The 24,655-nt window shown below is 32.9% G+C and carries 22 protein-coding genes and 1 tRNA gene; 10 read left to right on the top strand and 13 right to left on the bottom strand.

Going from position 1 to position 24,655, the window contains the following annotated elements:
* The first annotated feature begins 3 nt into the window (after positions 1-3).
* From ftsA to HM992_RS00225, 6 genes are all read left to right on the top strand, one after another.
* Positions 4-1,329, top strand: coding sequence for a cell division protein FtsA (ftsA, locus tag HM992_RS00250; RefSeq protein WP_178983432.1), 1,326 nt, complete (start codon positions 4-6; stop codon positions 1,327-1,329).
* A 79-nt stretch (positions 1,330-1,408) separates the two neighbouring features.
* The gene (gene ftsZ, locus HM992_RS00245; protein WP_179318070.1) at positions 1,409-3,373 is read left to right on the top strand and encodes a cell division protein FtsZ; all 1,965 of its coding nucleotides are present in this window, start codon (positions 1,409-1,411) and stop codon (positions 3,371-3,373) included.
* Between the two features lie 166 nt (positions 3,374-3,539).
* On the top strand, positions 3,540-3,989 hold the full coding sequence (locus tag HM992_RS00240) for a GatB/YqeY domain-containing protein (RefSeq protein ID WP_178983434.1): 450 nt from the start codon (positions 3,540-3,542) through the stop codon (positions 3,987-3,989).
* 41 nt (positions 3,990-4,030) lie between these two features.
* Positions 4,031-4,104: transfer RNA gene (locus tag HM992_RS00235), tRNA-Arg, on the top strand.
* A gap of 456 nt (positions 4,105-4,560) precedes the next feature.
* Positions 4,561-4,929, top strand: a complete 369-nt coding sequence (locus tag HM992_RS00230) for a hypothetical protein (RefSeq protein ID WP_179318069.1) — start codon at positions 4,561-4,563, stop codon at positions 4,927-4,929.
* 144 nt (positions 4,930-5,073) lie between these two features.
* Positions 5,074-5,610, top strand: coding sequence for a hypothetical protein (locus tag HM992_RS00225; protein ID WP_179318068.1), 537 nt, complete (start codon positions 5,074-5,076; stop codon positions 5,608-5,610).
* Positions 5,611-5,713: 103 nt separating this feature from the next.
* Here HM992_RS00225 and HM992_RS00220 read toward each other — a convergent pair whose 3' ends face one another.
* Entirely contained in the window at positions 5,714-7,822 is a 2,109-nt protein-coding gene (locus HM992_RS00220) for an FUSC family protein (RefSeq protein WP_195806589.1), read from the bottom strand.
* Between the two features lie 269 nt (positions 7,823-8,091).
* Entirely contained in the window at positions 8,092-9,681 is a 1,590-nt protein-coding gene (locus tag HM992_RS00215) for an FMN-binding glutamate synthase family protein (RefSeq protein ID WP_179318067.1), read from the bottom strand.
* 408 nt (positions 9,682-10,089) lie between these two features.
* Between HM992_RS00215 and HM992_RS00210 the strand changes: the two genes are divergently transcribed.
* Positions 10,090-10,506, top strand: a complete 417-nt coding sequence (locus HM992_RS00210; protein WP_178983445.1) for a DoxX family protein — start codon at positions 10,090-10,092, stop codon at positions 10,504-10,506.
* 426 nt (positions 10,507-10,932) lie between these two features.
* On the opposite strand, the gene mnhG is transcribed toward HM992_RS00210, so the two are convergent.
* From mnhG to HM992_RS00175, 7 genes are read right to left on the bottom strand one after another with little or no spacing between them, the layout of a single operon-like run.
* Positions 10,933-11,328, bottom strand: a complete 396-nt coding sequence (gene mnhG, locus HM992_RS00205; RefSeq protein WP_179318066.1) for a monovalent cation/H(+) antiporter subunit G — start codon at positions 11,326-11,328, stop codon at positions 10,933-10,935.
* Positions 11,321-11,596, bottom strand: coding sequence for a cation:proton antiporter (locus HM992_RS00200; RefSeq protein WP_178983447.1), 276 nt, complete (start codon positions 11,594-11,596; stop codon positions 11,321-11,323). Before HM992_RS00200 ends, mnhG begins: the two co-directional genes overlap by 8 nt.
* Positions 11,593-12,069 carry a Na+/H+ antiporter subunit E gene (locus HM992_RS00195; RefSeq protein ID WP_179318065.1) on the bottom strand — a complete coding sequence of 159 codons (477 nt, stop codon included), beginning with the start codon at positions 12,067-12,069 and terminating at the stop codon, positions 11,593-11,595. The genes HM992_RS00200 and HM992_RS00195 overlap by 4 nt, the downstream gene beginning before the upstream one ends.
* 18 nt (positions 12,070-12,087) lie before the next feature.
* Entirely contained in the window at positions 12,088-13,608 is a 1,521-nt protein-coding gene (locus tag HM992_RS00190) for a proton-conducting transporter transmembrane domain-containing protein (protein ID WP_179318064.1), read from the bottom strand.
* Between the two features lie 2 nt (positions 13,609-13,610).
* Positions 13,611-13,958: a Na+/H+ antiporter subunit C gene (locus HM992_RS00185; RefSeq protein ID WP_178983450.1), complete on the bottom strand. Its 348-nt coding sequence runs from the start codon at positions 13,956-13,958 to the stop codon at positions 13,611-13,613.
* Positions 13,959-13,961: 3 nt separating this feature from the next.
* The gene (locus HM992_RS00180) at positions 13,962-14,375 is read right to left on the bottom strand and encodes a Na+/H+ antiporter subunit B (RefSeq protein WP_179318063.1); all 414 of its coding nucleotides are present in this window, start codon (positions 14,373-14,375) and stop codon (positions 13,962-13,964) included.
* A gap of 12 nt (positions 14,376-14,387) precedes the next feature.
* On the bottom strand, positions 14,388-16,718 hold the full coding sequence (locus HM992_RS00175) for a putative monovalent cation/H+ antiporter subunit A (protein WP_179318062.1): 2,331 nt from the start codon (positions 16,716-16,718) through the stop codon (positions 14,388-14,390).
* Positions 16,719-17,647: 929 nt separating this feature from the next.
* Between HM992_RS00175 and HM992_RS00170 the strand changes: the two genes are divergently transcribed.
* From HM992_RS00170 to HM992_RS00160, 3 genes are all read left to right on the top strand, one after another.
* Positions 17,648-18,952 carry a Glu/Leu/Phe/Val family dehydrogenase gene (locus HM992_RS00170; RefSeq protein ID WP_179318061.1) on the top strand — a complete coding sequence of 435 codons (1,305 nt, stop codon included), beginning with the start codon at positions 17,648-17,650 and terminating at the stop codon, positions 18,950-18,952.
* Positions 18,953-19,293: 341 nt separating this feature from the next.
* Positions 19,294-20,163, top strand: coding sequence for a zinc-dependent peptidase (locus tag HM992_RS00165; protein ID WP_229720418.1), 870 nt, complete (start codon positions 19,294-19,296; stop codon positions 20,161-20,163).
* 52 nt (positions 20,164-20,215) lie between these two features.
* The gene (locus tag HM992_RS00160; protein ID WP_179318060.1) at positions 20,216-21,160 is read left to right on the top strand and encodes a UDP-glucuronic acid decarboxylase family protein; all 945 of its coding nucleotides are present in this window, start codon (positions 20,216-20,218) and stop codon (positions 21,158-21,160) included.
* A gap of 133 nt (positions 21,161-21,293) precedes the next feature.
* Here HM992_RS00160 and HM992_RS00155 read toward each other — a convergent pair whose 3' ends face one another.
* The 4 genes from HM992_RS00155 to HM992_RS00140 form a co-directional block, all read right to left on the bottom strand.
* Positions 21,294-21,869 carry an outer membrane beta-barrel protein gene (locus HM992_RS00155; RefSeq protein WP_179318059.1) on the bottom strand — a complete coding sequence of 192 codons (576 nt, stop codon included), beginning with the start codon at positions 21,867-21,869 and terminating at the stop codon, positions 21,294-21,296.
* Between the two features lie 86 nt (positions 21,870-21,955).
* Positions 21,956-23,029, bottom strand: a complete 1,074-nt coding sequence (locus tag HM992_RS00150) for a nucleotidyltransferase family protein (protein WP_179318058.1) — start codon at positions 23,027-23,029, stop codon at positions 21,956-21,958.
* Between the two features lie 29 nt (positions 23,030-23,058).
* Complete coding sequence (locus HM992_RS00145; protein ID WP_179318057.1) at positions 23,059-24,192, bottom strand: hypothetical protein; 1,134 nt, start codon at positions 24,190-24,192, stop codon at positions 23,059-23,061.
* 15 nt (positions 24,193-24,207) lie between these two features.
* Positions 24,208-24,378 carry a hypothetical protein gene (locus HM992_RS00140; protein ID WP_179318056.1) on the bottom strand — a complete coding sequence of 57 codons (171 nt, stop codon included), beginning with the start codon at positions 24,376-24,378 and terminating at the stop codon, positions 24,208-24,210.
* Between the last annotated feature and the right edge of the window lie 277 nt (positions 24,379-24,655).

The raw sequence follows: 24,655 nt of genomic DNA, 5'->3' as shown, positions 1-24,655 counted from the left end.
GCTATGGACAAACAAAACATTTCGGTAGGTCTAGATATAGGAACCACAAAAATTGTGGCCATGATTGGTCGTAAAAACGAGTACGATAAAGTTGAAATTCTAGGCTTAGGTAAAGCCAAAAGTATGGGAGTGCATCGTGGTGTGGTTAATAATATTACACAGACCATTCAGTCTATTCAACAAGCTGTACAAGAAGCTGAAGCAGCATCTGGCGAAAAAATTGTGGATGTTACTGTAGGTATTGCAGGTCAGCATATACGTAGTTTACAACATAGCGATTACATTACACGTCCAAATTCGGATATGGTAATCGATGAAGAAGATATTGATCGTTTAATCAATCAGGTTCATAAATTAGTAATGCTTCCTGGTGAAGAGATTATTCATGTGTTGCCACAAGAATTTAAAATTGATGGTCAGGCGGAAATTACTGAGCCAATAGGAATGTACGGTGGACGTTTGGAAGCTAATTTTCATGTTGTTGTTGGTCAGGTATCTTCGATTAGAAATGTTGGTCGTTGTATAAAAAGTGCAGGTTTAAACTTAGAGGGTATCACTTTAGAACCTTTAGCGTCTGCTAATGCGGTGTTGAGTAGAGAAGAGAAAGAGGCTGGTGTGGCATTGATTGATATAGGTGGTGGAACAACAGATTTAGCTGTTTTTAAAGATGGAATCATTCGTCATACTGCTGTAATTCCTTTTGGTGGAGGTGTCATTACCGAAGACATAAAAGAAGGCTGTTCAATTATTGAAAAGCAAGCTGAACTTTTAAAAGTAAAGTTTGGATCTGCTTGGCCAGGTGAAAATAAGGATAACGAAATTGTATCTATTCCTGGATTAAGAGGAAGAGAGCCAAAAGAAATCACGTTAAAGAATTTGTCTAAAATTATTCACGCAAGAGTGGTGGAAATTATAGAACAAGTTTATGTTGAAATAAAAAACTACGGTCACGAAGAGCAAAAGAAAAAGTTGATTGGAGGCATCGTTTTAACAGGTGGTGGAGCGCAATTAAAACATTTAAAACAATTAGTTGAATATATCACCGGAATGGATACCAGAATTGGCTATCCAAATGAGCATTTAGCAGGAGATAGTGATGAGGATATTGCAAGTCCGTTGTATGCTACAGCAGTTGGATTGGTGATGGATGGCTTAAAACGTCAAGAACGTAAAAAAGTTGAGCTAGTTGAAGAAGAATTGGTTATAGAAAATGAAGTTGAAGAAGAGCAAGAGCCAGAAGTAGTAGTGCCAGAACCTGTAAAAGAGCGTCGTTCGTTTTTAGATAAATTAACGGAGCGTGTAAAGGATTTTTTGGATAATGCGGAATAAATGCGAATCGCAATTCATCTAAAATTTTGCCTTTATAAATAAATTTAATAAAATAGAATAATAGTTAATCCATAATATAATGAGTAACAGCAACGAATTTGGAAACATTTCATTTGATTTGCCAAAGCATCAATCAAACGTCATCAAAGTAATTGGTGTCGGTGGAGGTGGTAGTAATGCCATTAACCACATGTTTCAACAAGGTATAAAAGGAGTCGATTTTGTAATCTGTAATACAGATTCTCAAGCCCTTCATAGCAGTGGAGTTCCAAACAAAATACAATTAGGTGTTGCCCTAACTGAAGGTTTAGGTGCAGGAGCTAATCCAGACGTAGGGGAAGAAGCAGCAATAGAAAGTTTAGAAGACATTCGTAGAATGTTAGATACCAATACAAAAATGGTGTTTATCACTGCAGGAATGGGTGGTGGTACAGGTACAGGTGCCGCACCAGTTATTGCTAAAATGGCTAAAGAACTAGATATTCTTACGGTTGGAATCGTTACTATGCCTTTTCAATTTGAAGGTAAAATGCGTAACGCACAAGCCCAACGTGGTATTGAAAAATTACGTTCCCATGTGGATTCATTAGTTGTAATTAACAATAATAAACTTCGAGAAGTTTATGGAAACCTTGGGTTTAAAGCAGGTTTCTCTAAAGCAGATGAGGTCTTAGCTACAGCGTCTCGCGGTATAGCAGAAGTAATTACACATCACTATACTCAGAATATTGATTTACGTGATGCTAAAACAGTATTAAGTAATAGTGGAACAGCGATTATGGGATCTGCTACTGCTTCGGGTCAAACCAGAGCACAAGAAGCTATTATGAATGCTTTAGACTCACCATTACTTAACGATAATAAAATTACTGGTGCTAAAAACGTATTGTTGCTAATCGTTTCTGGTTCACAAGAAATTACTATTGATGAGATTGGTGAAATTAACGATCATATTCAATCTGAAGCAGGTCATGGAGCCAATATTATTATGGGTGTTGGTGAAGATGAAGAGTTACAAGAATCTATTTCTGTAACGATTATTGCTACAGGATTTGACGTCGATCAGCAAAATGAAATTTCAAATACTGAAACTAAAAAAGTGATTCATGCATTAGGTGAAACTAATGAAACTATTGCTAAAGAAAAAGAGCCAGCAATTATTACACCAGATATCGTTTTAGAAGCGGAAAAAGTGGCACCAGTTGTTCGTCATACATTACTTGAAGAAGAGGTTGAAGATGAGCCAAAAGCGAAAGATATTAAGGGAACCAACTTAATTCCAACTACAGACTTCTTAAAAAGCATAAATGTTGTTTATGATGAAGTTTTAGATACAAAACCACAAGCCACAACTGAACCAGTAGCTGTTAGTGAGCCTGAACCTACAATTGAGCCAGAAGATTTTGTTATTACACCAATCGTAAATAAAGCAGAATCAATTGAAGAGGTACACGAAGAGCAAATAACGTTCTCTTTCGATTTACCATTAGCCAATAAAAATCCAAAGGAAGAAGAAGAGCCGAAAGCTAAAGAAGAAAAAATGTTCTTTAGTTTAGACGAGGACGCCAAGGATATTGATGTTAATGAGCCAGTTGAAATTATCGCTGTAACTGAAGTTAATGAGCAAGGAGAAAAGCGATATGCTTTAGATGATTTTGAAACAATTCATTCCTCTATAAATACTAAAAGAGAGAAAGCAGAAGTAAAAGAAGAGATTGTTTTTGAAAAGAAAACAATTCCTGCAGAGGAGCCTAAAGTGGCTTCTGAAGAAGAGATAGACCCAATGAATAGTCCAATCTCTGAAATGCTTATTGCTCGGGCAGATGAGCGTAGAAGAAGAATGAAAGATTTCAATTATAAGTTTAATGATGCTAAAATAAACGAAATCGAAAAAGTACCGGCTTACAGAAGACAAGGTATTAATTTAGAAGATGCTCAGCACTCATCAGAGACAAAGGCGTCTAGAATGTCTGTAGGAACTGATGAAAATGATGATATTCAATTAAGAAGTAACAATTCATTTTTACATGATAATGTAGATTAATAGCAAGTTTAGTTTATTGTGTTAAATTACTAAGATCTAGCCCAAAAAGTACAGTTAACTTTTTGGGCTTTTTGTTTCCAAAATATTTTAATAGGTATCTGTTATTCTTCTGTCCGCTAAGAGGAACTTTTTACTATCTTCGCAGTCTTATTAAAGTAACAAGATTATGAGTTTACAAGTAGAGATAATGACTGCTATGAAAGTAGCAATGAAAGAAAAGAATCAAACAGCTTTAGCTGCTTTACGAGCTGTAAAATCAGAAATATTATTAGCACAAACGGCTACCGGATCTAAAGAAGATATTTCTGAAGATGAAGAAATAAAAATCTTATCTAAAATGGTAAAACAGCGTAAGGATAGTGCTGCCATCTTTTTAGAACAAGATCGTAAGGATTTAGCTGAGCCAGAAATAGCTCAGGCTGAAATAATTAGTCAGTTTTTACCTGCTCAGCTTTCAGAGGCAGAAATTACAGAAGCAGTAATGAGTGCTATTGCAGCAACAGGTGCAGCAGGAATGAAAGATATGGGAAGGGTTATGGGAATTGTAAGTGGAAAATTAGCTGGTAAAGCTGATGGTAAAACAATTTCTAACATTGTTAAGGCTAAGTTGTCTTAGATATAAATATGAATAAGACACCTGTTTTTAGAGGTGTTTATGGCTGCGTAGTTCAACTGGATAGAATATCAGATTTCGGCTCTGAGGGTTGGGGGTTCGAATCCCTTCGCGGTCACGAATAAATAGTTTCATAAGAAAAAAACGCCAAGCTTGCTTGAGCGTTTTTTCGTTGAAACTATTTTCAAAGCGGAGCTTTAAGGGATGCGTAGCAATCCTTTAAAGCTTCGTTTTATTATGAACATTAGTTATTATAAGCTAGCTTGAGCGTTTTTTCGTTGAAACTATTTTCAAAGCGGATCTTTAAGGGATGCGTAGCAATCCTTTAAAGCTTCGTTTTGTTATGAACATTAGTTATTATAAGCTTGCTTGAGCGTTTTTTTCGTTGAAACTATTTTCAAAGCGGAGCTTTAAGGGATGCGTAGCAATCCTTTAAAACTTCATTTTGTTATGAACATTAGCTATTTCATTTAGAATTAGATTACACAGATTGTAATTCAAAATTATTTAACATTCATTTTGTAGTGGATTACCTAATTATAGATTTAATTTGTATAATATTCTAGAATGGAAAATGTTTAAAACGCTTTTTAATATAATTTTAATTGTTGTTGGCTTTGCAGCATCTGTGCATGCTAATGACTTTCAGTTATTGAATAGCGATACTGAGCAGTCTATTATAGAATTTTCTGGAGAAATCTACTCTTACTCACCAATTCATCATCAATTTTTTGACGTACAAAAAGAACAGCTTAGTGTTGTTTCTAACGTTAATGTAGAGCCGTCACCATCAGAAGAAATTTCTGTAAATAATGATGGTCTTTTAAGTCGCAGTAATCATCTTTATGCACTACAGCATGTTCAATTTGTTAGAGCAGAGCATCATAGTGTAATTCACATCCATTTAAGGGAAATCCTTTTTCCATTTCATTCTTTTTGGTAAACAGGTGTAAAACCATTTTTAGTTTTAAATAATTTCTAACAAGAAATGGTCTAAAACATCATTATAAATGATGTCTGTTATGGCAGCAAATGCCGTATCAATTTTTTACACTTTTTAATATTTTATCAAAAAAAATCAAATATCATGGGATCAGGATTATTTATTATCGATGCGATTATAATCGCAATCGTCATTTTACCTTTTGTTTTATTTATAAACGGAAGCAAAAAAAGAAAACGAAAATTACGTAATGCACTTCGATATGAAGCTGCACAAAATAACTGTGAGTTAAGCGAAATAGAAGTACATAGTAATTTTGCTATTGGTTTGAATACCACTGGAGAAAAGTTGTTTTTTTATAAAGAAACAGAAGTCTCAGCTTATGCACAGGTTATAGATTTAAAATCTATTGTCTCTTGTAAATTTATAAAAGAAAGCAAACGCATTAAGGATAAAACGAAGCATTACGATGTTATTGATACCATACAATTGTCTTTTATACATCAAAATCTAAAAGATGTGACAAATCTAGTGCTTTATAACAATGATGATGAAATGGCTCTAAATAATGAACTTGCTATAGGACAAAAATGGCAAGACAAAATAAGTGAACTTTTGAGAGTCAAGGTCAATACTAATACTGTGTCATCAGAAAGTGATAAGCAAGTAGTGCTAGCTTAAATTATCGACATGAGAATAAAACACCTTCTTTCAAAACTGAATTTTGAAAGAAGGTGTTTTTATATATCAAAATTTTAGTTGCTTAAAATAGATTAAGGAAATATCAATCTATTTTAAATTTAGCGGTCAATTTTAACATCTTTTCGCTTAGGCTAAACAGCCAATATAATTGTTCCCAAATTAAATGTGCTTCTTTATGTAAACGCTCACTATCGGATTGTGAAATTGCATCATTGGTAATACGATTAACAGGGAAATTGAATGGTTCAGGTTCAAAAACGGACTCGTTAGTTTTAGATTCATCAAATTTTATGTGTTTTAATTGCGAGCAGACTTTATCGAGATTATCATTAATTTTTTCTGTAATTAATACAAAATCTTCTGACGCTTCCGTTGTTGCATAATTTTGAATATAAGAACTCAATGATGCTAACGACGATAAAAAACTATGGTTAATTACCACAAGTTCATAAATATCGTCTATGTGGTTTTGTTTAGATTCTGGTTCTTGTGCCATACGCTGAAACGCAGAACTTAAATTAGACGTTTGTAAAAATGCTTCTTTGCGATTTACTTTTAGGCTCGTTGGTACATTACCTTTTTTCTGGTAATAGGTGCTAATGGACTTAAAAAATGCTGTATTTGCTTTTAGGCTATCTTTAATGTTATCTCCAATTTCCATAAAGGACCAAGCAGGCCAAAGCCAGCGCATTGTTGTATACGAAAGTGCAGCACCAATTAGCGTATCAATGACTCTAAATTGAATAACCTTTAAAATATCGGGTTGTAAAATGGCATAAATAAAGATAACACTCAGCGTAATAAAGGTTGCAGAGGCTTTGTAGTTTTTCTGCACCATAGAAAATGCAATCACTAATGATAATACTCCTAACGCTCCATAAATGTAGGGGTCATTGATCACAAATACTAAGCCTGTAGCTAAAACAGCTCCTATTAGTGTACCAATCATTCGGTCTCGTGAGCGCGTTTTTGTAAGTCCGTAACTTGGGCGCATTATTACAATTACAGTAAGTATAATCCAATATGGATTCTGAAAATCGAAAAACAACCCAATACCATAACCTAACATTACGGCAACTGCTAATCGTAAAGAGTGTTTAAAAATAGTGGATCTAAAGCTGAGGTTTCTAAGTATTAATTTAGGATTGTAATCTTGCGAATCTATAAATCGCTTTAGCTTATCGTTTTTAATATAATCATCTGATGTCAATTCTGGATTACCCAATAGCCATTTTATCTTTTTTATTTTTTCAAATTGTTTTTTTTGATAATCTAATAAGTTCTGAAGCATTAAGTAACGTTCGTAATCTTCAATATGATCTTCATTTTTGAATTTTAAAATGTCATTTTCAAGTGTTTTAATAGCTTCAGCAAGGTTCTTGTTGGAGGGGAATAATTTCGACTTATTAATATTCTGAGCAATAGAACGCAATTGATGCGAGAATTCAGATATTAACTTCTGAAAATCTATTTTAAACTCTGGATGTTCTTTAAAAAGCACATCAATTTTATCATAATTTACAGGATTTGCAACTGCTGTTTCTAGTATTTCTATTAATTGGATAAATACTAATAAACGTCTGCTTTGATAGTTGGATTTACCTGAGCTTTTTCGTGATAGAATTAATATTTCACGCAAGGTTTGGTGATGTTCGTTTAGCTCACTTTGTAAGGTCATGAGTTGCGTTTGCAAATCTTCTCTGTTTGGTTGTTCGCCTATAAGTTGTCTTCTTGTGTCTAAGAAATCGGCTGTAAGTATAAAGGTTTGATTTAACGTCTCTTCGGTTTGAGCTTTTGGGTTAATTTTATACCACAATGTAGAAAGAAACAAATACCATATGCCACCAACACCAATTAATAATGCATATTGATAAACTTCCAAGTTTTCGGATTTGTGTGCAAAACTCAAAACCAAAGCCAATAATCCCGAAAAACTAATTAACGAAGCTCTAAAACCATAGATGGAAATAAAAGCAATACAAAATGTCAAAAACCCTAAAATTGGGAAAAGTAAGTAGTTTGAAATGTTGAGGTAGCCACCAATAAAACTAATAACCACAACTAAAATAGCCGAAAACAGAATTCCAACTTGCTTATGTTTTAAGCGACCGCTAACATCACTTGGCGAACACCAAAACGCACCAAAGCAAAGCGCAAGACCAATTTCAAATTTATTGGTTGTGATACCCAAAATTATAGGTACAGTAACAGCAACACCAATTAAAATGGCTTTAGAAAAGCTAGTGCTTTTAAAGAATTCTAGTAATTCTTTAGCGTGTTTTGAGATTAAAGTTAAAATAAGATTAGTGATTTTATAATTGGAGACAAAGATACGATTTGAATAGGAAGGGTGTTTTTTTTAAGTCTAACAATTAAAAGAAACTTGCAGAAAAATAAAAGCTGTTAATTTTCAGTGTATTGAAAATTAACAGCTTAAAAAATTAAAGTAAGTCTTTAATGTTACTTCATAATACGTGTCAGTTGAAAAAATTTCTGGTAGTCTTTAGGTATCGTATCAATATTTAACAAAGAACCTTCTTCAATTGGTGGGTAAATATCATGATACGTTTTTACGTCGTAAAGTCCAACCCTTTTACTAATATGATCGCGTGTTAATTCAGCCGGACTATTAAGTCCTGCAGCAGCAACAAGCTCTAGGAAACTATGGATAGTCGCTTCTTGATAGCGTTGAGCTCTTGGTGCTTTATCTTCAACAACTAATCCTTTTACTAAAGAAGGGTTTTGAGTAGCCACTCCCACAGGGCACGTATTTGTATTGCACTGTAGTGCTTGTATACAGCCAATAGAAAGCATCATGGCACGTGCACTATTACAACCATCAGCACCTAAAGCTAAGGCTCTTGCCATGTGAAATCCAGTGATAATTTTACCCGCAACAATAACTTTAATATCTTTTCTTAAGTTAAAACCAACCAAGGTGTCATGCACAAAAATTAATCCTTCACGTAAAGGCATTCCCATGGAATTAGAAAATTCTACAGGAGCAGCTCCGGTACCACCTTCACCACCATCTACAGTTATAAAGTCGGGTAGAATTCCTGTATAAATCATGGCTTCACAAAAATCCATAAATTCTTGTTTTCTACCTAGACATAACTTGAATCCAACCGGTTTTCCATCCGAAAGATCTCTAAGCTTTTTTATAAAATGCATAAACTGAATAGGATCAGAAAATGCAGAATGTGAAGGAGGAGAGTGTACTGCAATTCCCGGTTTTACGTGTCTGATTCGTGCAATTTCTTCGGTGTTTTTTGAAGCTGGTAAAATTCCTCCATGACCAGGTTTTGCACCTTGCGATAATTTAATTTCAATCATCTTAACTTCGGGTCTCAAAGCATTTTCTCTAAACGTAATATCATTAAACGTACCGTCATCATTTCTACACCCAAAATAACCGGTTCCTATTTGCCAAATTAAATCGCCACCATGCTCTAAATGATAATCACTAATAGCTCCTTCTCCAGTGTTATGAGCAAAATTTCCCATTTTAGCACCTTTGTTTAATGCCAAAACAGCATTCTTACTTAGAGATCCAAAACTCATTGCAGAAATATTCAATAAACTTGAAGAATATGGTTGCTTACAGTCCTTGCCGCCAATTATTAAACGTTGAAATTTACCAATATTTTTTGGGTTAGTTTTGGCATACATAGAATGCTCTAACCACTCGTAACCAGAATGGTAAAGGTCCATTTGTGTTCCAAATGGTTCTGTGTCGTTTAAGCCTTTTGCTCGTCTGTAAATTAAAGATCTTAAAATTCGGTTAAGAGGTCTACCTTCCGTGTCTGTCTCAACAAAATATTGCATTATTTCTGGTCTGATAGATTCTAAAACATATCTAAAACGGCCTAATAACGGAAAGTTACGTCGTATGGTGTGTGATTTTTGAAGAATGTCAAAAATCCCCATTAGCACCAATGGACCTACAAGCAGGAATGCCCATAAAATAGGTTGCCATAAAAATGCTATCCCAACAATAGCTAAAACGACTACTGTAGAAATTAGAATAAAATACTCACGAACTTTCATAGTGATAACTTTAAAATGAATTAATTGGCAAAGATAGGATTACCCAATCAAATAATAAATTATAATTACAGAGTTTGTTGTTTTTTACTTATGATTTTTTGAAATCTATAAATATTATCTGTAATAATCTGAATTTGTCAATATTGAAAATAATATTCCTATTACAAAGACCTAAGTAACAGGATTGTTTTTAGTTATTATTCGGATAATTGAAACAGAAATATCCTGAACCAATTATCTGCGTTTTTGTTTTTGTTTCGCTTCAAGCTTCATTAATATTTTTTCTTTTTTTTAATGTCGAAGATTTGACATATGTGTTGAGTAGAAGAGGAGAATGAAATCGGGTTATGCTTTTAATTTAAACAAGAATCTGTTTTCTTTGTTGAATATCAGAAAATAGAACAAAAAATGAAAACAAGTAAATACACGAATAGTGCTTATAGCGATATTGGACTATTAATTTTAAGAGTATTTTTAGGGTTAAGCATGTGTTTTGGCCACGGTTTAGGAAAATGGAATAATCTGTTTAGTGGAGAAGAGATTCAATTTGCAGATCCTTTTGGAATTGGAGCTTTGCCATCGCTAGCCATGGCTGTTTTTGCAGAAGTTATTTGCAGTATTCTTTTAGCTTTAGGTTTATTAACTCGATGGATCTTAATACCCTTAATAGTTACGATGTTAGTAGCTGTATTTATTGTTCATGTTTCAGATGGTTTTGGTGTAATGGAAAAAGCGTTGCTTTATGGTATCGGTTATATGACCATTTTATTTACAGGGCCAGGTAGATTTTCTATTGATGCTTTTTTGAAAAGTAAAAACAAATAATGTAACTATACCAGATGAAGGTGTTTTTATGTTAATTCTATTAATTTATAGTGTTGCATACTTAAATAGTAAAGCTGAAATAATAGGGGTTTTAATAGAAAAAACTGTTTATTTTTAAATCATATTGAAGGTTTAAGCATAAAGAGTTATTATGATGCCTAGTGAGGTTGAGTAATTATAAAAATGAAAGTGACTATGAAGCTATCTTATATTGAAAAAAACCAACTTACATAATTAAAAATAAGTTCTCTCACCATTTAAAAAATTAATGGAATTGAAAGTTTTAGTGGTATTTTACTCATGTATGCCACAGTAGTAACTTTGGTTTAGTCAAATTTGCCTTTTAAAGACCTGTATAGGGCAATGAGGTGTCGGCATTGTAAACCCAGCCAAGCATTTGAATTTCGCTCTATTTCCTGCTAAACTTTATTTGTTAATGTTATCTTCACTATTAGAGCTGTCATTAGTGTCTTCACTAGATAATTCATGGGTTCTTTTTTTGTATTTTCCTTTAAGATCGTCCATAATTGATTTATCCCATAATTTAATTCCAATAAAATAAGAAGCTCTACCTATAAGATGGGCAGCAATAGGAGCAGTAAGTACAATAAATAATATAATGGCGAGCACTCTTGAAGTAATAGATAAGTCATTAAAATAAACGGCAGCGGCAATCAATATCAGCCCTATTCCCAAGGTTGCAGCTTTTGTGGTTACTGAAATCCGCAAATAGGTGTCTGGCATACGTATTAAGCCTACTGCGGCTAGAAGTACAAACACGGTCCCAAAAGTTGCTAAAATTCCTACTAATATATCACTCATTTTTGTTTCTTTTTTCCAAATAGTAAGAGAACGCCACCGTTCCTAAAAATGCAATCAATGCTAAAATCATTGCAATATCTAAAAATGTGGGCTGATCATATACAATACTATATACCGTTATAATTCCTACACTTGTAGTGATCAATAAATCTAATGCAATTACCCTATCGACAATGCTTGGGCCAATCATAAACCTAATAAAAAGCAATAATATCGATATTGCTAGTATAGGCAAAAGTAAATAATATAAATAGTTGTATAGTGTCATCTCAATATTTCTAATAATCGTGCTTCAAACCCTTTTTTAATGCTCTTTATAAATTTTTCTTTATCTGAAATATACATAGAATGTACATACAGTACTTTTTTGTCATCAGAAACATCTAAACTTAAAGTGCCGGGTGTCAGCGAAATTAAATTTGCCAAAAGGGTTATTCCTATATCCGTTTTAACATCGAGAGGTACTTTTACAATTCCAGGTGTCATATAAAATTTTGGGGTAATGACATCATATGCTACTTGAATATTTGCTTTAATGAGTTCGTATGAAAAGAAGAAAAAGAATGCAATTATCTTAGGTACAATCTTAAAGTATTTTGTGTCTTCTCTCTTTATGTTTATAACCCATAAAATGACAAAAGCGATTGCAAAACCAAACAAAAAGTTCAGAAAAGCGAAGCTTCCTGTTAAGGCAACCCAGACAAAGGTTAAAAGAATATTGCTTAAAAATTGACCTTTCATTATTGGTTTATATTTTTCTTAATTTGTGGTATTGAATCCCAATACCGCCTGAATATATTGTTGATTATCCATTAACTCATTGGCAACCCTTGTTGCAAGGCGCTGGATATATTCTGCCCCAAAACCTATATATAAGGATATTAGTGTAAGAAAAACTATAGGACCTACGATAAGTATTTTCTTTTGAAGCTTCAATTTCTCAAAATACCTAAAATTTTGCAATTTAGGCAGTGGTTTGCTTTCTTTCCAAAAAACCTCGGACCATATTCTTGCTATCACAAACAAGGTAATAAATGTAGCAAATATAATGGCTGCAATAAGCCAGTAATTTCCGGCTTTAAAACTTTCTGATATCAATGTTAATTTTGCCCAGAACCCAGAAAGAGGAGGGACTCCAACCAAAGAGAAAAAAGGAATGATAATTAGTAATGATATAAGCGGGTATTTAGCATACAAACCTCCTGAATCTCGCATACTATAAGTCCCTGTAATTCGGTATATTAATCCGCCAATCATAAAGAGGTTGGTTTTAGCAATAATATCGTGTATAAGGTAAAAAACCACTCCTGTGATGGCAATTTCAGTGTACAAACCTAAACCTAGAATCATGTATCCTATATGGCATATAATAAGATATGAAAAAACTTTTGAAAAATTATTTTGGGTCAATGCACCTAAAGCACCACTAAATAAAGTTAAAAATGCTAATACTAAAATAATATTTTCCAAAAAAGCATCTCCTACAAAAATTAAGGTAAACACTCTAATAAGGGCATAAACACCGACTTTGGTTAACAAGCCTCCAAAAATAGCGGAAACTGCTGGAGGAGGAGTGTGATAAGAAGCAGGCAACCAAAAATAAAGTGGAAATAAGGCGGATTTTATCCCAAAGCCTATTAAAAATAAAATAGCAGTAACCTCTACTAATGCTCTATTTTGGATCTCTGGAACTTTTAATGCAAGATCCGCCATATTTAATGAACCCGTTAAACCATACAAAACGGCAATGGCAGTCAAAAAAATAACAGAGGCAAAAATATTGAGTGTAAAATATTTAATGGCACCTTCAATTTGTGTTTTTTCACCACCAAGGGTTATTAAAACAAAAGAGCTTATTAGGATGATTTCAAACCAAACATACAAGTTAAAAATATCTCCAGTAAGAAAAGCCCCATTTAATCCCAATAACAAAAAGTGAAAAATGGGCAGGAATCCAAATTTTAATCGGGCTGGCATTATGGTTCCTACTGAAAAAAAAGAAACAGCCATACCACTTATTGCTGTAAGGAGCACTAAAGTAGCAGCAAAGGTGTCGGATACAAAACTAATACCGAAAGGAGCTTGCCAGTTTCCTGCTTGTACGGTAAGTGTACCTTCTGTCCAGGTTGTTGAAAATAACCAAATAGCTATGCCTAAGCTTAAAACGCTACCGACGTTACTTATAATTTTTTGCCATTTTATCCATTTCCAGCTAAAAAGAAGACTAATTGCCAAAAGCAACTGTACAATAATTGGGTAGAAAACTATTTGTGCCATCATTATTATCGGTCTGTTGAATTCATTTGATCTAAATCGTCTGTTTTCACTACTTTATAGGCTCTTTTAACGAGTATTATTGCAAAAGACTGCAAACCAAAACTAATTACGATTGCGGTTAATATTAGTGCTTGCGGTACAGGATCTGCATAAGCAGATGTAAATACGCTAGATTCTTCTGGTATAATGGGAGGAAGTCCCTTTGTAATTCTTCCCAATAAAAAGATCAACAAATTTGCACCATTTCCTAATAGTATTAAGCCAATAATGAGCTTTACCAAACTTCTGCGCAGCATCATATATAATCCTGCGGCATAAAGTAGACCAATAAGTATAGCTAATAATAACTCCATAGTTTATTTGGATTCTGTTATAGTAAAAATTATAGTTAACGATATTCCTATGACCACCAAATAGACACCAATATCAAAAAACAAGGCGGACCCAATCATACCTACAACACTTATAGGTTCGGGAAACCAAATACCTGTCATAAAGGGCAATCCGCTAAGAAACATAGGGGATATCCCTGCTAAAAATGCCACTGATAGCCCTATAGGCATTAAAAATCCAGGGTGAATACGTAATAAATGTTTGGTAGTTTGTAGTCCATTTGCGAATGCATGTAAAACAAATGCTATGGATGCTATAAGACCACCTACAAAACCACCTCCGGGCAAATAATGACCTCTTAACAATATAAATAAGGAAAACAGCAACAAAAGTGGCAGTAGGTAATTAGATGCGGTCTTTAAAATTATTGATTTCAAGGTATTATGAGTTTATATTTTATTTTTATCTTTTACAATTGCTCTATCTTTTGTGGTCAATCTTAACTTTAGAAGCCCGAACACTCCAATGGCGGCAATGGTTAAAACAGAAATTTCCATAAAAGTGTCAATTCCTCTGAAGTCCACCAAAATAACATTTACAACATTTTTTCCTTTTGCAAGAAGATAAGCGTTATCTGCATAAAATTCAGAAATCTCTGAGTTTTGAGGCTCGTTCAATACTTCTAAGGCAAGAATTGTAATTAATGTCCCAAAAGTAATGGATAAAATACCATCTTTAATTCTTGATTTATAATTGGATAATTTTAAATATTTTGGAAGCCTGTACAGTACCAGTACAAATAAAATAACCGTAAGTGTATCAATAGAAAACTGTGTCATAGCAAGGTCTGGCGCACTGTAATATACAAATATCAAACTGATGGTTAAACCCACAACTCCCATTGCCGCAACAGCAGCCAAACGGGATTTTGAGAATACCGTATATAAAATACCTCCAATCATTATAATCACAGTAATTACTTCATATATGGTTAGTTGAGTCAAAGAGCTAAAATTCAATACATAATTTGTATTATTTAGCAAGGTATATCCCATAACCAGTACCAAAAATAGAATAATGGTGGAAACATAGTGCCTTAAGAAACCGTTTTGAAAAAAAGTGGTCCAGATTTTTGAGAAATGCCCGAAAGCAATCCCGAATCCTTCTATCATAGTTTTTGGGGATAGATATTCAAGTTTTTTTATGGCAGCTTCAATTTTTACAGAAGGTTTTATAAAAAAATATAATAGCAAACCAATGCCAATAGTTGTGGCACTTAAGGCTAGAATAGTATTGAAACCATGCCATAATTTTAATTCTACCGCACTACCGGTTTCTCCTAAGGCGTTAACAGCAGGTTGAATTAAGCTACCTTGAATTATGGATGGAAAAACCCCAATTAAAATTCCTAAAATTGCAAGAATCAATGGAGGTGTCCACATTAAAAAACTGGGTAAATGTACTTTAGAAAACGTATCTGGAAGTTTTCCTGTGAAGGGTTTTATTCCAGCTAAAAAGCCGGCATATAATAATAAAATATTGGTGATAATGGCTAAAACGGTCAATAAAATAGCAGAATTGCCAAAATGCAAAGTGGCTTCATAAATTAAATCTTTTCCTAAAAAACCAAAACTTGGAGGAATACCAGCATTGGAAATTGCAGCTAAAAAGCCAGCAATCGCAACTGGAAAAAGTACTTTTCTTAGACCAGAAAGTACAGTGACATCCCTAGTTCCGGTTTCATGATCAATAATTCCGGTGATTAGGAACAATGTGGCTTTATATAAGGCATGAACTAGAATAAAGACACAAGCTGCTAAAAGTGCCGCTTCTGTGCCTAGCCCGATTAGAAAGACTAAAATACCAAGAGCTGAAATGGTAGAATAAGCTAAAATCCCTTTTAAATCAGTTCTAAAAAGTGTATGAATTGCCGCATAAAGCATTGTAATACTTCCCACAATAATTAAAGTAGAATTCCAAAATTCCGTACTGCCCAAAATAGGGGTAAAACGCATTAATAAGTACACACCTGCTTTTACCATGGTTGCAGAATGCAGATATGTAGAAACTGGTGTAGGTGCTTTCATTGCGCCCGGAAGCCAAAAATGAAAAGGAAATTGTGCAGATTTCGTAAATGCTGCACCAAAAATTAAAGCAACAATTAAGATGTATTGTGGGCTATTGGCAATGAATTCCTTGGAACTCAACATTTCCGAAATACTGTAAGTACCTACAACATTACCTAAAATTACAACTCCTGCAAATAATAACAATCCACCAATACCAGTGATTGCCAGAGCCAAAACTGCAGATTTTCTCGAAGCCTCCTCATTGTTGTTAAAGCCGATTAAGAAAAAAGAACTAATACTTGTAAGCTCCCAAAATGTAAATAAAGAAATAACATTATCTGAGAGTACTACGCCTAGCATTGCTGCCATAAAAATTCCTAAATAACCATAAAAACGATCTAAGTAATGATGGCCTTTGAGATAAGCTGCAGTGTAGGCAAAGACTAGGAAGCCTATACCGGTTATCATTAAACAGAAAATGAGCGAAAGTCCATCTAGAGTTAATCCAAAATCAACACCAAGCGAAGGTACCCACGCATAGGTTTGACTTATGATTTCACCATTTGAAATACGCCCTGCAAACTGCAAAAAATATAGAAAAAGACCCAAAGGAATCAAGGCAGATAATAAGGCTAATTTGCCTTTCATATATTTGCCGACAAACACCATAAAAAAAGAAAATAAAAAACCTGAGAGTATAGCTATGAGCATATAGTTTTGACTAAAAAACAAATATACTAGGAATTCTATAGGTATTAAAATATTTAGATAAAGTTTAGTAGGATAAACGAGTTAAAAATATTACGACATAATATTCTTGAATTTTTTATAAATCTATAGATTTTTATAGCGTGCAATTCTGTGTCTCCTAAAGGTTATAAACTTTATTACTCAAATATCGCATCATGAAAACGTTGAGATTTTAGGAAAAAAAAGAAAAAACAGTATACAAACCTTATCAAAGTCTTGGTTTTAGATGTTTTAAAAATGGAAACAAGAAAATACAAATAGTCTAAAATCCACGAAGTGAAAATGTTCTTTTTTTTACTATTTCATGACAAATTAATTTTTTTCATAAAAGACCTTGAAACTTTTCTTGTTATTCAAACAGAGAATCCAAAGTAAATTTCAAAAAATGATTGTATAATTTTATGCTTTTGAGTTAGCTATAAGTTTTTTAAGTGACATTTTTTATGCATTAATTTATCTTAACCATGATTATAAAACAATAGAAGCACTACAATTAATGACTAGACAGGTGGTATATTAGTTTTCAAAAACACTTGTTGATCAACAGTCTAGTAAGCCGCTCAGCTTTGCATTAAAATTTTATAAAATAGAAGAGGTCTAAAATTAATAACACCACTTATATACGATGCTGCAAACTGAGGACTAAAAAATTGAATTAGAACTAAGTTCTAATGACCTTGTATCAATCGGTGTTTTCATTATAGTGCTTTTTGTTTTGTATTGATTGGTTAGAATCTTTCTTTTTTATGTAGTGGACGATAAAGATTTTTGCACAAAGAATATTTGTTTGAAATCTACTTTAGTTATTTAATAATATAATCCCTTTATATTATTGAAAGTGTTATTTTTGCTGTGTAAAAATAAATTATTCAAAAAAATAATGCATATAAATGGGAAATTCAAAAAATAACTTAAAAACAAAGGTTAAAAAAGTGCCTTTAAAAGGTATGATGGATAATGTGATGGAGCAGTTTAACAGTGCGGCCAATCATATTAACTTACACCCTAATATTAAGAAAATACTAAGTATCACTAACAATGAAATCTTAGTCAACTTTCCTGTAAAAATGGACAATGGAGATGTTGAAGTTTTTACTGGTTATCGTGTGCAGCACAACGGTGCATTAGGACCTTATAAAGGAGGCTTACGTTACCATGCAACTGTAGATTTAGATGCGGCAAGGGCATTAGCCATGTGGATGACATGGAAAACGTCTCTAGCAGGTTTGCCTTATGGAGGTGCAAAAGGCGGTATAAAGATTGATCCAGCGTTATATTCGGAATCTGAATTAGAACGTATTACTAGACGTTTTACTTATGCTTTAGCTGATAACATTGGTCCTGAACACGATATTCCTGCTCCAGATGTTAATACCAATAGTCAAACTATGGCTTGGATTGCTGATACCTATATGAGTTCTAGGCCACCAGCACAGCGCTCCGCAAATCAACATGTTGTTACCGGAAAGCCAGATGGCAGTGGAGGACTAGAAGGTAGAGATAGAGCTACAGGGTTTGGTGTTTATTTAACTATTAAATTTTGGGCAGATAACAATGATATGGATTTAAACGGTAAAAAGTTTATTGTTCAAGGTTTTGGTAATGTTGGATATTGGGCTTCACATTTTTTAGAAAAAGATGGTGCTAAATTAGTGGGAGTTCAGGATGCTCAGGGAGGTATTGAAAATCAAGACGGCTTAGATGTTGAAGCACTTTTTAAGTATAACCATGAAAATAAAGGTACGATTATCAATTATCCAGATTCTACGCCTGTTGAAAAAAGTGAATTCTTTGCCATAGATTGTGATATTTGTATTCCTGCAGCATTAGGAAATCAAATAACAAAAAAGAATGCGTCAAAAATAAAAGCAAAACTAATTGCAGAAGGCGCTAATGGTCCTACAAATGTTGAGGGTGAGAATATCTTACTTGAAAGAGGTATCGTCATTATACCAGATATTTTATGTAATTCGGGTGGTGTAATTGGAAGTTATTACGAATGGTTGCAAAATAGAAGTGGTGAGATTTGGCATCTAGAAGAAGTTTTAGATAAGTTACGTAAAAAGCTAAAAGTCTCTTTTGATAAAGTTCATGACTATTCTGAAAGTGAAGGTGTAGATATGAGAACGGCAGCCTTTTGTATTGCAATAAAACGCATAGAAAAAGCCTACATTCAACGTGGGATCTTTCCATAGACTTTATAAGTCATGTAGAAAATTACAATTAGAAAAGTAAGTATGCGTTTAGGTAACCATGCTTACTTTTTTTTTGGAGTAATAAAAGAGCTTATTATTTGATGAGTTGCAAATTCTAAATGTAGTAAAAATTGAATTATACGATACTATATGTTTGTCGTTGTTTTAGTCTTTTTGCGACTCTAAAAATTAATATTCACAAATATCAATTCTATTGTTTTTAAAATAAAATGGGTTCTTAATATCTTGAATAGATATGTTCTGTTATATTTAACAATGATTTACATTTTAATAACTGGAGTCCGTGTTTTGAAGCGAAATTTTGAGTTCACAAGTAATAGATGTTTTTATTAATTGTATCAAAAACAGAACAAGAAATCTTTGAAATGGAGTTAATTTCAAATTATGTAATTCCTATTGGCATTGTTATAATAGTATTTTTTATAATATATCGGCTAATAAAGATTTTTCAATTTTATTACGCTTCAATATTTAACAAACCATTGTTTATATATCGTTTATTTAAGCTTAACAATTTATCTCCGAGACAAAGAGAAATTTTAAAAAATGGGCATACTTTTTTCCGAAGACTGCCCTATAAGCATCAACGTCAATTTGAACATAGGGTTTCTGAATTTATTGATACAAATGAATTTATAGGGAGAGAGAATCTCGAAGTGACCGAGCAGATGAAAGTTATGATTGCAGCTACTGCAACTATGCTATGTTTTGGATTTAAAACTTATCAGTTAGATATTGTAGAAACGGTTATCATTTACCCCAATGCTTATTATTCTCAAATAAATAACATGTATCATAAAGGTGAGGTAAACCCACGGCTAAAGACTATTGTATTTTCTTGGGAACATTTTTTACAAGGATATGAAATAGGGGATGATAACCTTAATTTAGGCATTCACGAATTTGGTCATGCCATACATTTAAATGCGTCTCGTAAAAATGATTTGAGTAGTTTAATTTTTAACCGAGGTTTTAAAAACTTAACCGCGTATTTACAGGAAAATGAATCTGTACGACAAGATTTAATTGCATCAAAATACTTTAGGGAGTATGCTTATACCAATCACTATGAGTTTTTCGCTGTATTGTTAGAAAATTTTATAGAAACACCATTAGAATTTAAATCTCAATTTCCGGAATTATATAGGTGTTTAAAACAGATGCTTAATTTTAAGTTTACGGGGTATTAAGTGCTGTTAAATAAAAATATATCTTATTTTTGACTCATAAAAATACTAATTTATGAAAAGAATTTTGGTGACAGGTGGAGCGGGCTTTGTCGGCTCGCACTTATGTGAACGTCTATTAAACGAGGGCAATGAAATTATTTGTTTAGATAATTACTTTACTGGCTCTAAACGAAACATTGAACATTTAATGGATCATCATTATTTTGAACTAGTTAGACATGATATCACTAATCCTTATATGGTAGAAGTGGATGAGATATTTAACCTAGCTTGTCCGGCCTCACCTGTTCATTATCAGCATAATCCTATAAAGACAGTAAAAACTTCTGTTATGGGTGCTATCAATATGCTAGGGTTAGCGAAGCGTGTGGGTGCAAAAATATTACAAGCATCTACTAGCGAAGTTTATGGGGACCCATCCGTACATCCACAACCTGAAAGTTATTGGGGAAATGTAAATCCAATAGGATTGCGTTCTTGTTACGATGAAGGTAAGCGTTGTGCAGAAACGTTGTTTATGGATTATCATAACCAAAATGCTGTAGATGTTAAAATCATTCGTATTTTTAATACATATGGTCCAAAAATGCACCCTCAAGATGGTCGTGTGGTTTCAAATTTTATTGTACAAGCTTTAAATGGAGATGATATTACCATTTTTGGTGATGGAACACAAACTAGAAGTTTTCAGTATGTTGATGATTTAGTTGAAGGCATGCATAGAATGATGAATAGTAGAGATGGTTTTGTTGGACCTGTAAATATTGGAAATCCTGTAGAATTTACCATGTTAGAATTGGCTAAAGAAATCATTGATTTAACAGATTCTAAATCTAAAATCACGTTTCTTCCGTTACCACAAGATGATCCTTTACAACGTCAACCAAACATTAGTTTAGCAAAGAAAGAATTAGATGGTTGGGAACCAAAAGTGCATTTGAAAGAAGGATTAGGACATACAATTAAATATTTCGATAAATTATTGAAAGAGATTTAACTGTATTCCTCTATAAAAAAAGCCATCTTAAAATTATTAGTTTTTTAAGATGGCTTTTTTTATGTCAACTAATTATAAAAATAAAGGCTCACAATTGTGAGCCTTTATTTTTATATGATTTGTACTTCGCTTACTATAATTTAAATACAACTTGTAAGTGATGTTGGAAATGGTTGTTGTCAAAGCCACTCTCAGGATGGTTGAATGCAAATTTACCTGTAGTTTGAAGCCTTAACCCAAAAGTTCTATTAGCGTTTAACCAGAATAAAACACCACCACCAAGGTTGGCAGAAATATTAGTTTCATCGATATGAAAGAAACCAACACCAGCATTGGCGTGAATTTCAAGCCAATCTAGATTAGGGAAAATAAATTGTCCAAAATAGTATTTAACATTGGTGTCAAAGGAAATATATGTGTAATCTTTCGATAGTTCAGTTCCGTCAATTTCAGTATCTTCTGTAAATCCATTAAAGGTTACGGATTGTTCTATGGCGAAGGTGTCACTCCAATTGTATTCTGCAGCCGCTGAAATAGGTAAATCAAAAGCCCAATCACTTGGACTGTTAAATGGAGAGCGAGTTCCTAAGCTATTGATAGCATTAACACCAATACTTAAATACCAATCGTCATTTGCTCTACTATTACGTTGTGCGAAAGATGATATGCTAAAAGAAACTAGAAGTGCAATTAAAATAAATTTTTTCATTCCAAATTATTTTTTTTCAAAGTTAAACTTTATCAATTATAAAACAAATAATAGTTATAAAGTTCTTAATTATTATTAAAATAAATTTAAATTTTACGTAAAATTGACGTAAATAGATTAATTACTCTCCTTTTATCTTGAATTATTGCTTTTCGGTAAGCTCTATTTGATACAAAAAACCAGAATCGTTTTAATAAAATAGGTGCGTAATATCCTAATCTTAAGAGTTTATTCCAAAATTTATGAACTTTACTATGTTTTAATTTAAACATATAAAAAGAGGTGTAAAGATCTGGTTTTACTTTAGTGACGGTTCTTATTTCATTAAAAAATAAACTAGAATACTTAAAATACCGTTTAAATATATTGCGATTATTGAATGTGCTAGTTTCGGAAAATTCTTGTAACAGTAAAAGGGTATCGTATATAGATCTAAAACTTATATTATTATAATGGGCTCCATCATCATTTATTTGATGATTAAGAATATTGTGCATTAAAAGATGCTTTGGAGATGGTATAAATATAGATTTTTTTTGCCTTTGATTATGGAAAATTGAATTAGGTACTAACTCGGGGTGTCTGTATGAATCGAATAATTTCCTGTGAATTTCAACAGCTGCAATGCGCGTATTTGTGACTTTAGTTTCTAGTCTTGGTAAATGTTTGTGTTCAAAAAAACCTTTACCAAAAGTCATTGCTTTATATTTATATTCAGAATTGGTTAACAAGTCAAAAGCTTTGGACAAGTGCTCATTTTTAACTAAAATATCAATATCTCCGAGCATACGCTCTGCAATATCCTTGTAGAATCCTGATGCTAAAAGGGCTGCTCCTTTTAAGTACAAATGGTCTATGCTGTGTAAATTAAATAAGTTGGTTAATTCTTCTATTTGTGCTAGAATAACAATATTTCTTTTCCTGTTTTCATCTGTTATATATTTCAGGTAGCTAATTAAATCTTCGGGTAATAAGTGTAAAAGTTGTTTTGATTTTAATCTACAATAAATAGTAGGAAGCACTAAATGTTGACTGCCTATAATTACTATAGGATCCCAGTTAAAAGAGGGGCCACTTAGCGTTTGTTCTAATTTTACATTAGGAAATTCGAAACTTAAAATAGCTCCGATATGTTTATATGTAGTAGCTAAATTATTCATAGTTTTTAATATCGCAGTCTATACAACAATTACGCGTTGTATAGCTCTTCAAAAAGTGACTTGACTTTTACAGATACACTCAATGTATCACTATAGGTTAATTCATATAGCTCCATGTGATTTAGCCAATTTAAAAATTGTGAAGCGTGCAATGAATGTGGTGATAGCCATGAGTCTTCTATAAAGGTTTCTAGAATTAGTTTCACGGAAACTCGCTCTAATGTCGTTGGTGCTTCTGGTTCGTAATTCACCAGAATAATAGCGCGACATGGGTAATGTTTCTTATCTGGATTAGGGCAGGGGAGGTATTTTAAATTTCCTTTTGATGTATTTAAATTAACCGTTGCTAAATCTTCAAAATTAGGAACTAGAGGTTTTAGTACTTTAAAAGCGCCTGTTTTAATGGATATGGCAGACGGATTGTAGTATATGTGTTGATCTTCAGATAGTAAAGGCGATACATCATCTGCTAATAGGTCAAATCCGTTTTGTGCTAATAACGCACACAATGTACTTTTTCCCTTACCAGATTTACCAACAAATAAAATAGAAGAATTTCCATCTGTGATTGTTGAACCATGTAAAGTTCCTATCCAATCCTCTTCTTCTTTATCATGTAAAGCACAAAGGAGTAACATTATAAATTTACCTTGTGTTTTATGATACTCCTGCATTGGAACGCAAGAGATTAATTCTTCATCTTTAAATAAGTATAAAAACTCATCCTTTAAGTGAATATCAAAGGTGACATCTACAGCATTACTTGTCGTATTATAATATTGAGCAAGTGCTGGATGAATAATTTTTGAAACCGATCCGGAACTAAAATAAACCTGAATCGTTTTATCCTTAAACCTATATTTTTTTAGAACACGTCTTTTAGTTAGCTCTAAAATAGTCGGTTTTTGAATTGGTAAGGTGCTTACAATATTACATTGCTGTAAATAATCAGATATACGCTGATGGAGTTTATCAATATCAGTATCATGAAAATCGGAGCTTAGTGTATCAAAAAACTCAGATTTAGTTTTAGCATTAAAATAAGCTTCTAAAACGAATTTGAATTCTTTAGTAACAACACTATAGCTATTAGAAAGGTCATACCATAATACCCAATAATCACCAAATAGCCTAGAGTGGGTTGGTAGTAAATTTGTATTCACAATTAATTAGTTTCCCTAGTCTAATCCTGGGAAAACTGGCCCTCCTGGATCTGGTGGTGACTGAGCTTGAGATTTAAGTGGATTTAGAATCACGAATGTCCCTACTGCAGTTATTGCAGCATATTTACCCATTTTAGAAATAGCTTCTTTACGAGTGATTTTGTCTGAGTTGTTTTCTTTCTTCATGGCTCTTGCCCTAAATTTGTGTTCAAAAATAATAAAATTATCTATTTAAAAAAGTAATATTACGAAAAGGTTTACATTTAATTCAAATATACTCTATGAAACAATAGTGTTCTCGGTCAAATGACATTGATTTAATTTTAAAAAGTACACCGTGTCATTTCTGCTATATTTTATATGAACGGATATCGGTTGTGTTCTTATAGTAATAAAGCTTGCGTCTTATATATTATACTCTTAAATATGCTGTTAATATACACTATAAAGTTAGAAATTACAC

The organism is Winogradskyella helgolandensis (genome assembly GCF_013404085.1).
GTDB lineage: Bacteria > Bacteroidota > Bacteroidia > Flavobacteriales > Flavobacteriaceae > Winogradskyella > Winogradskyella helgolandensis.
The sequence above is the reverse complement of the archived record's forward strand: the minus strand, read 5'-3'. Positions and strand labels throughout refer to the sequence as shown.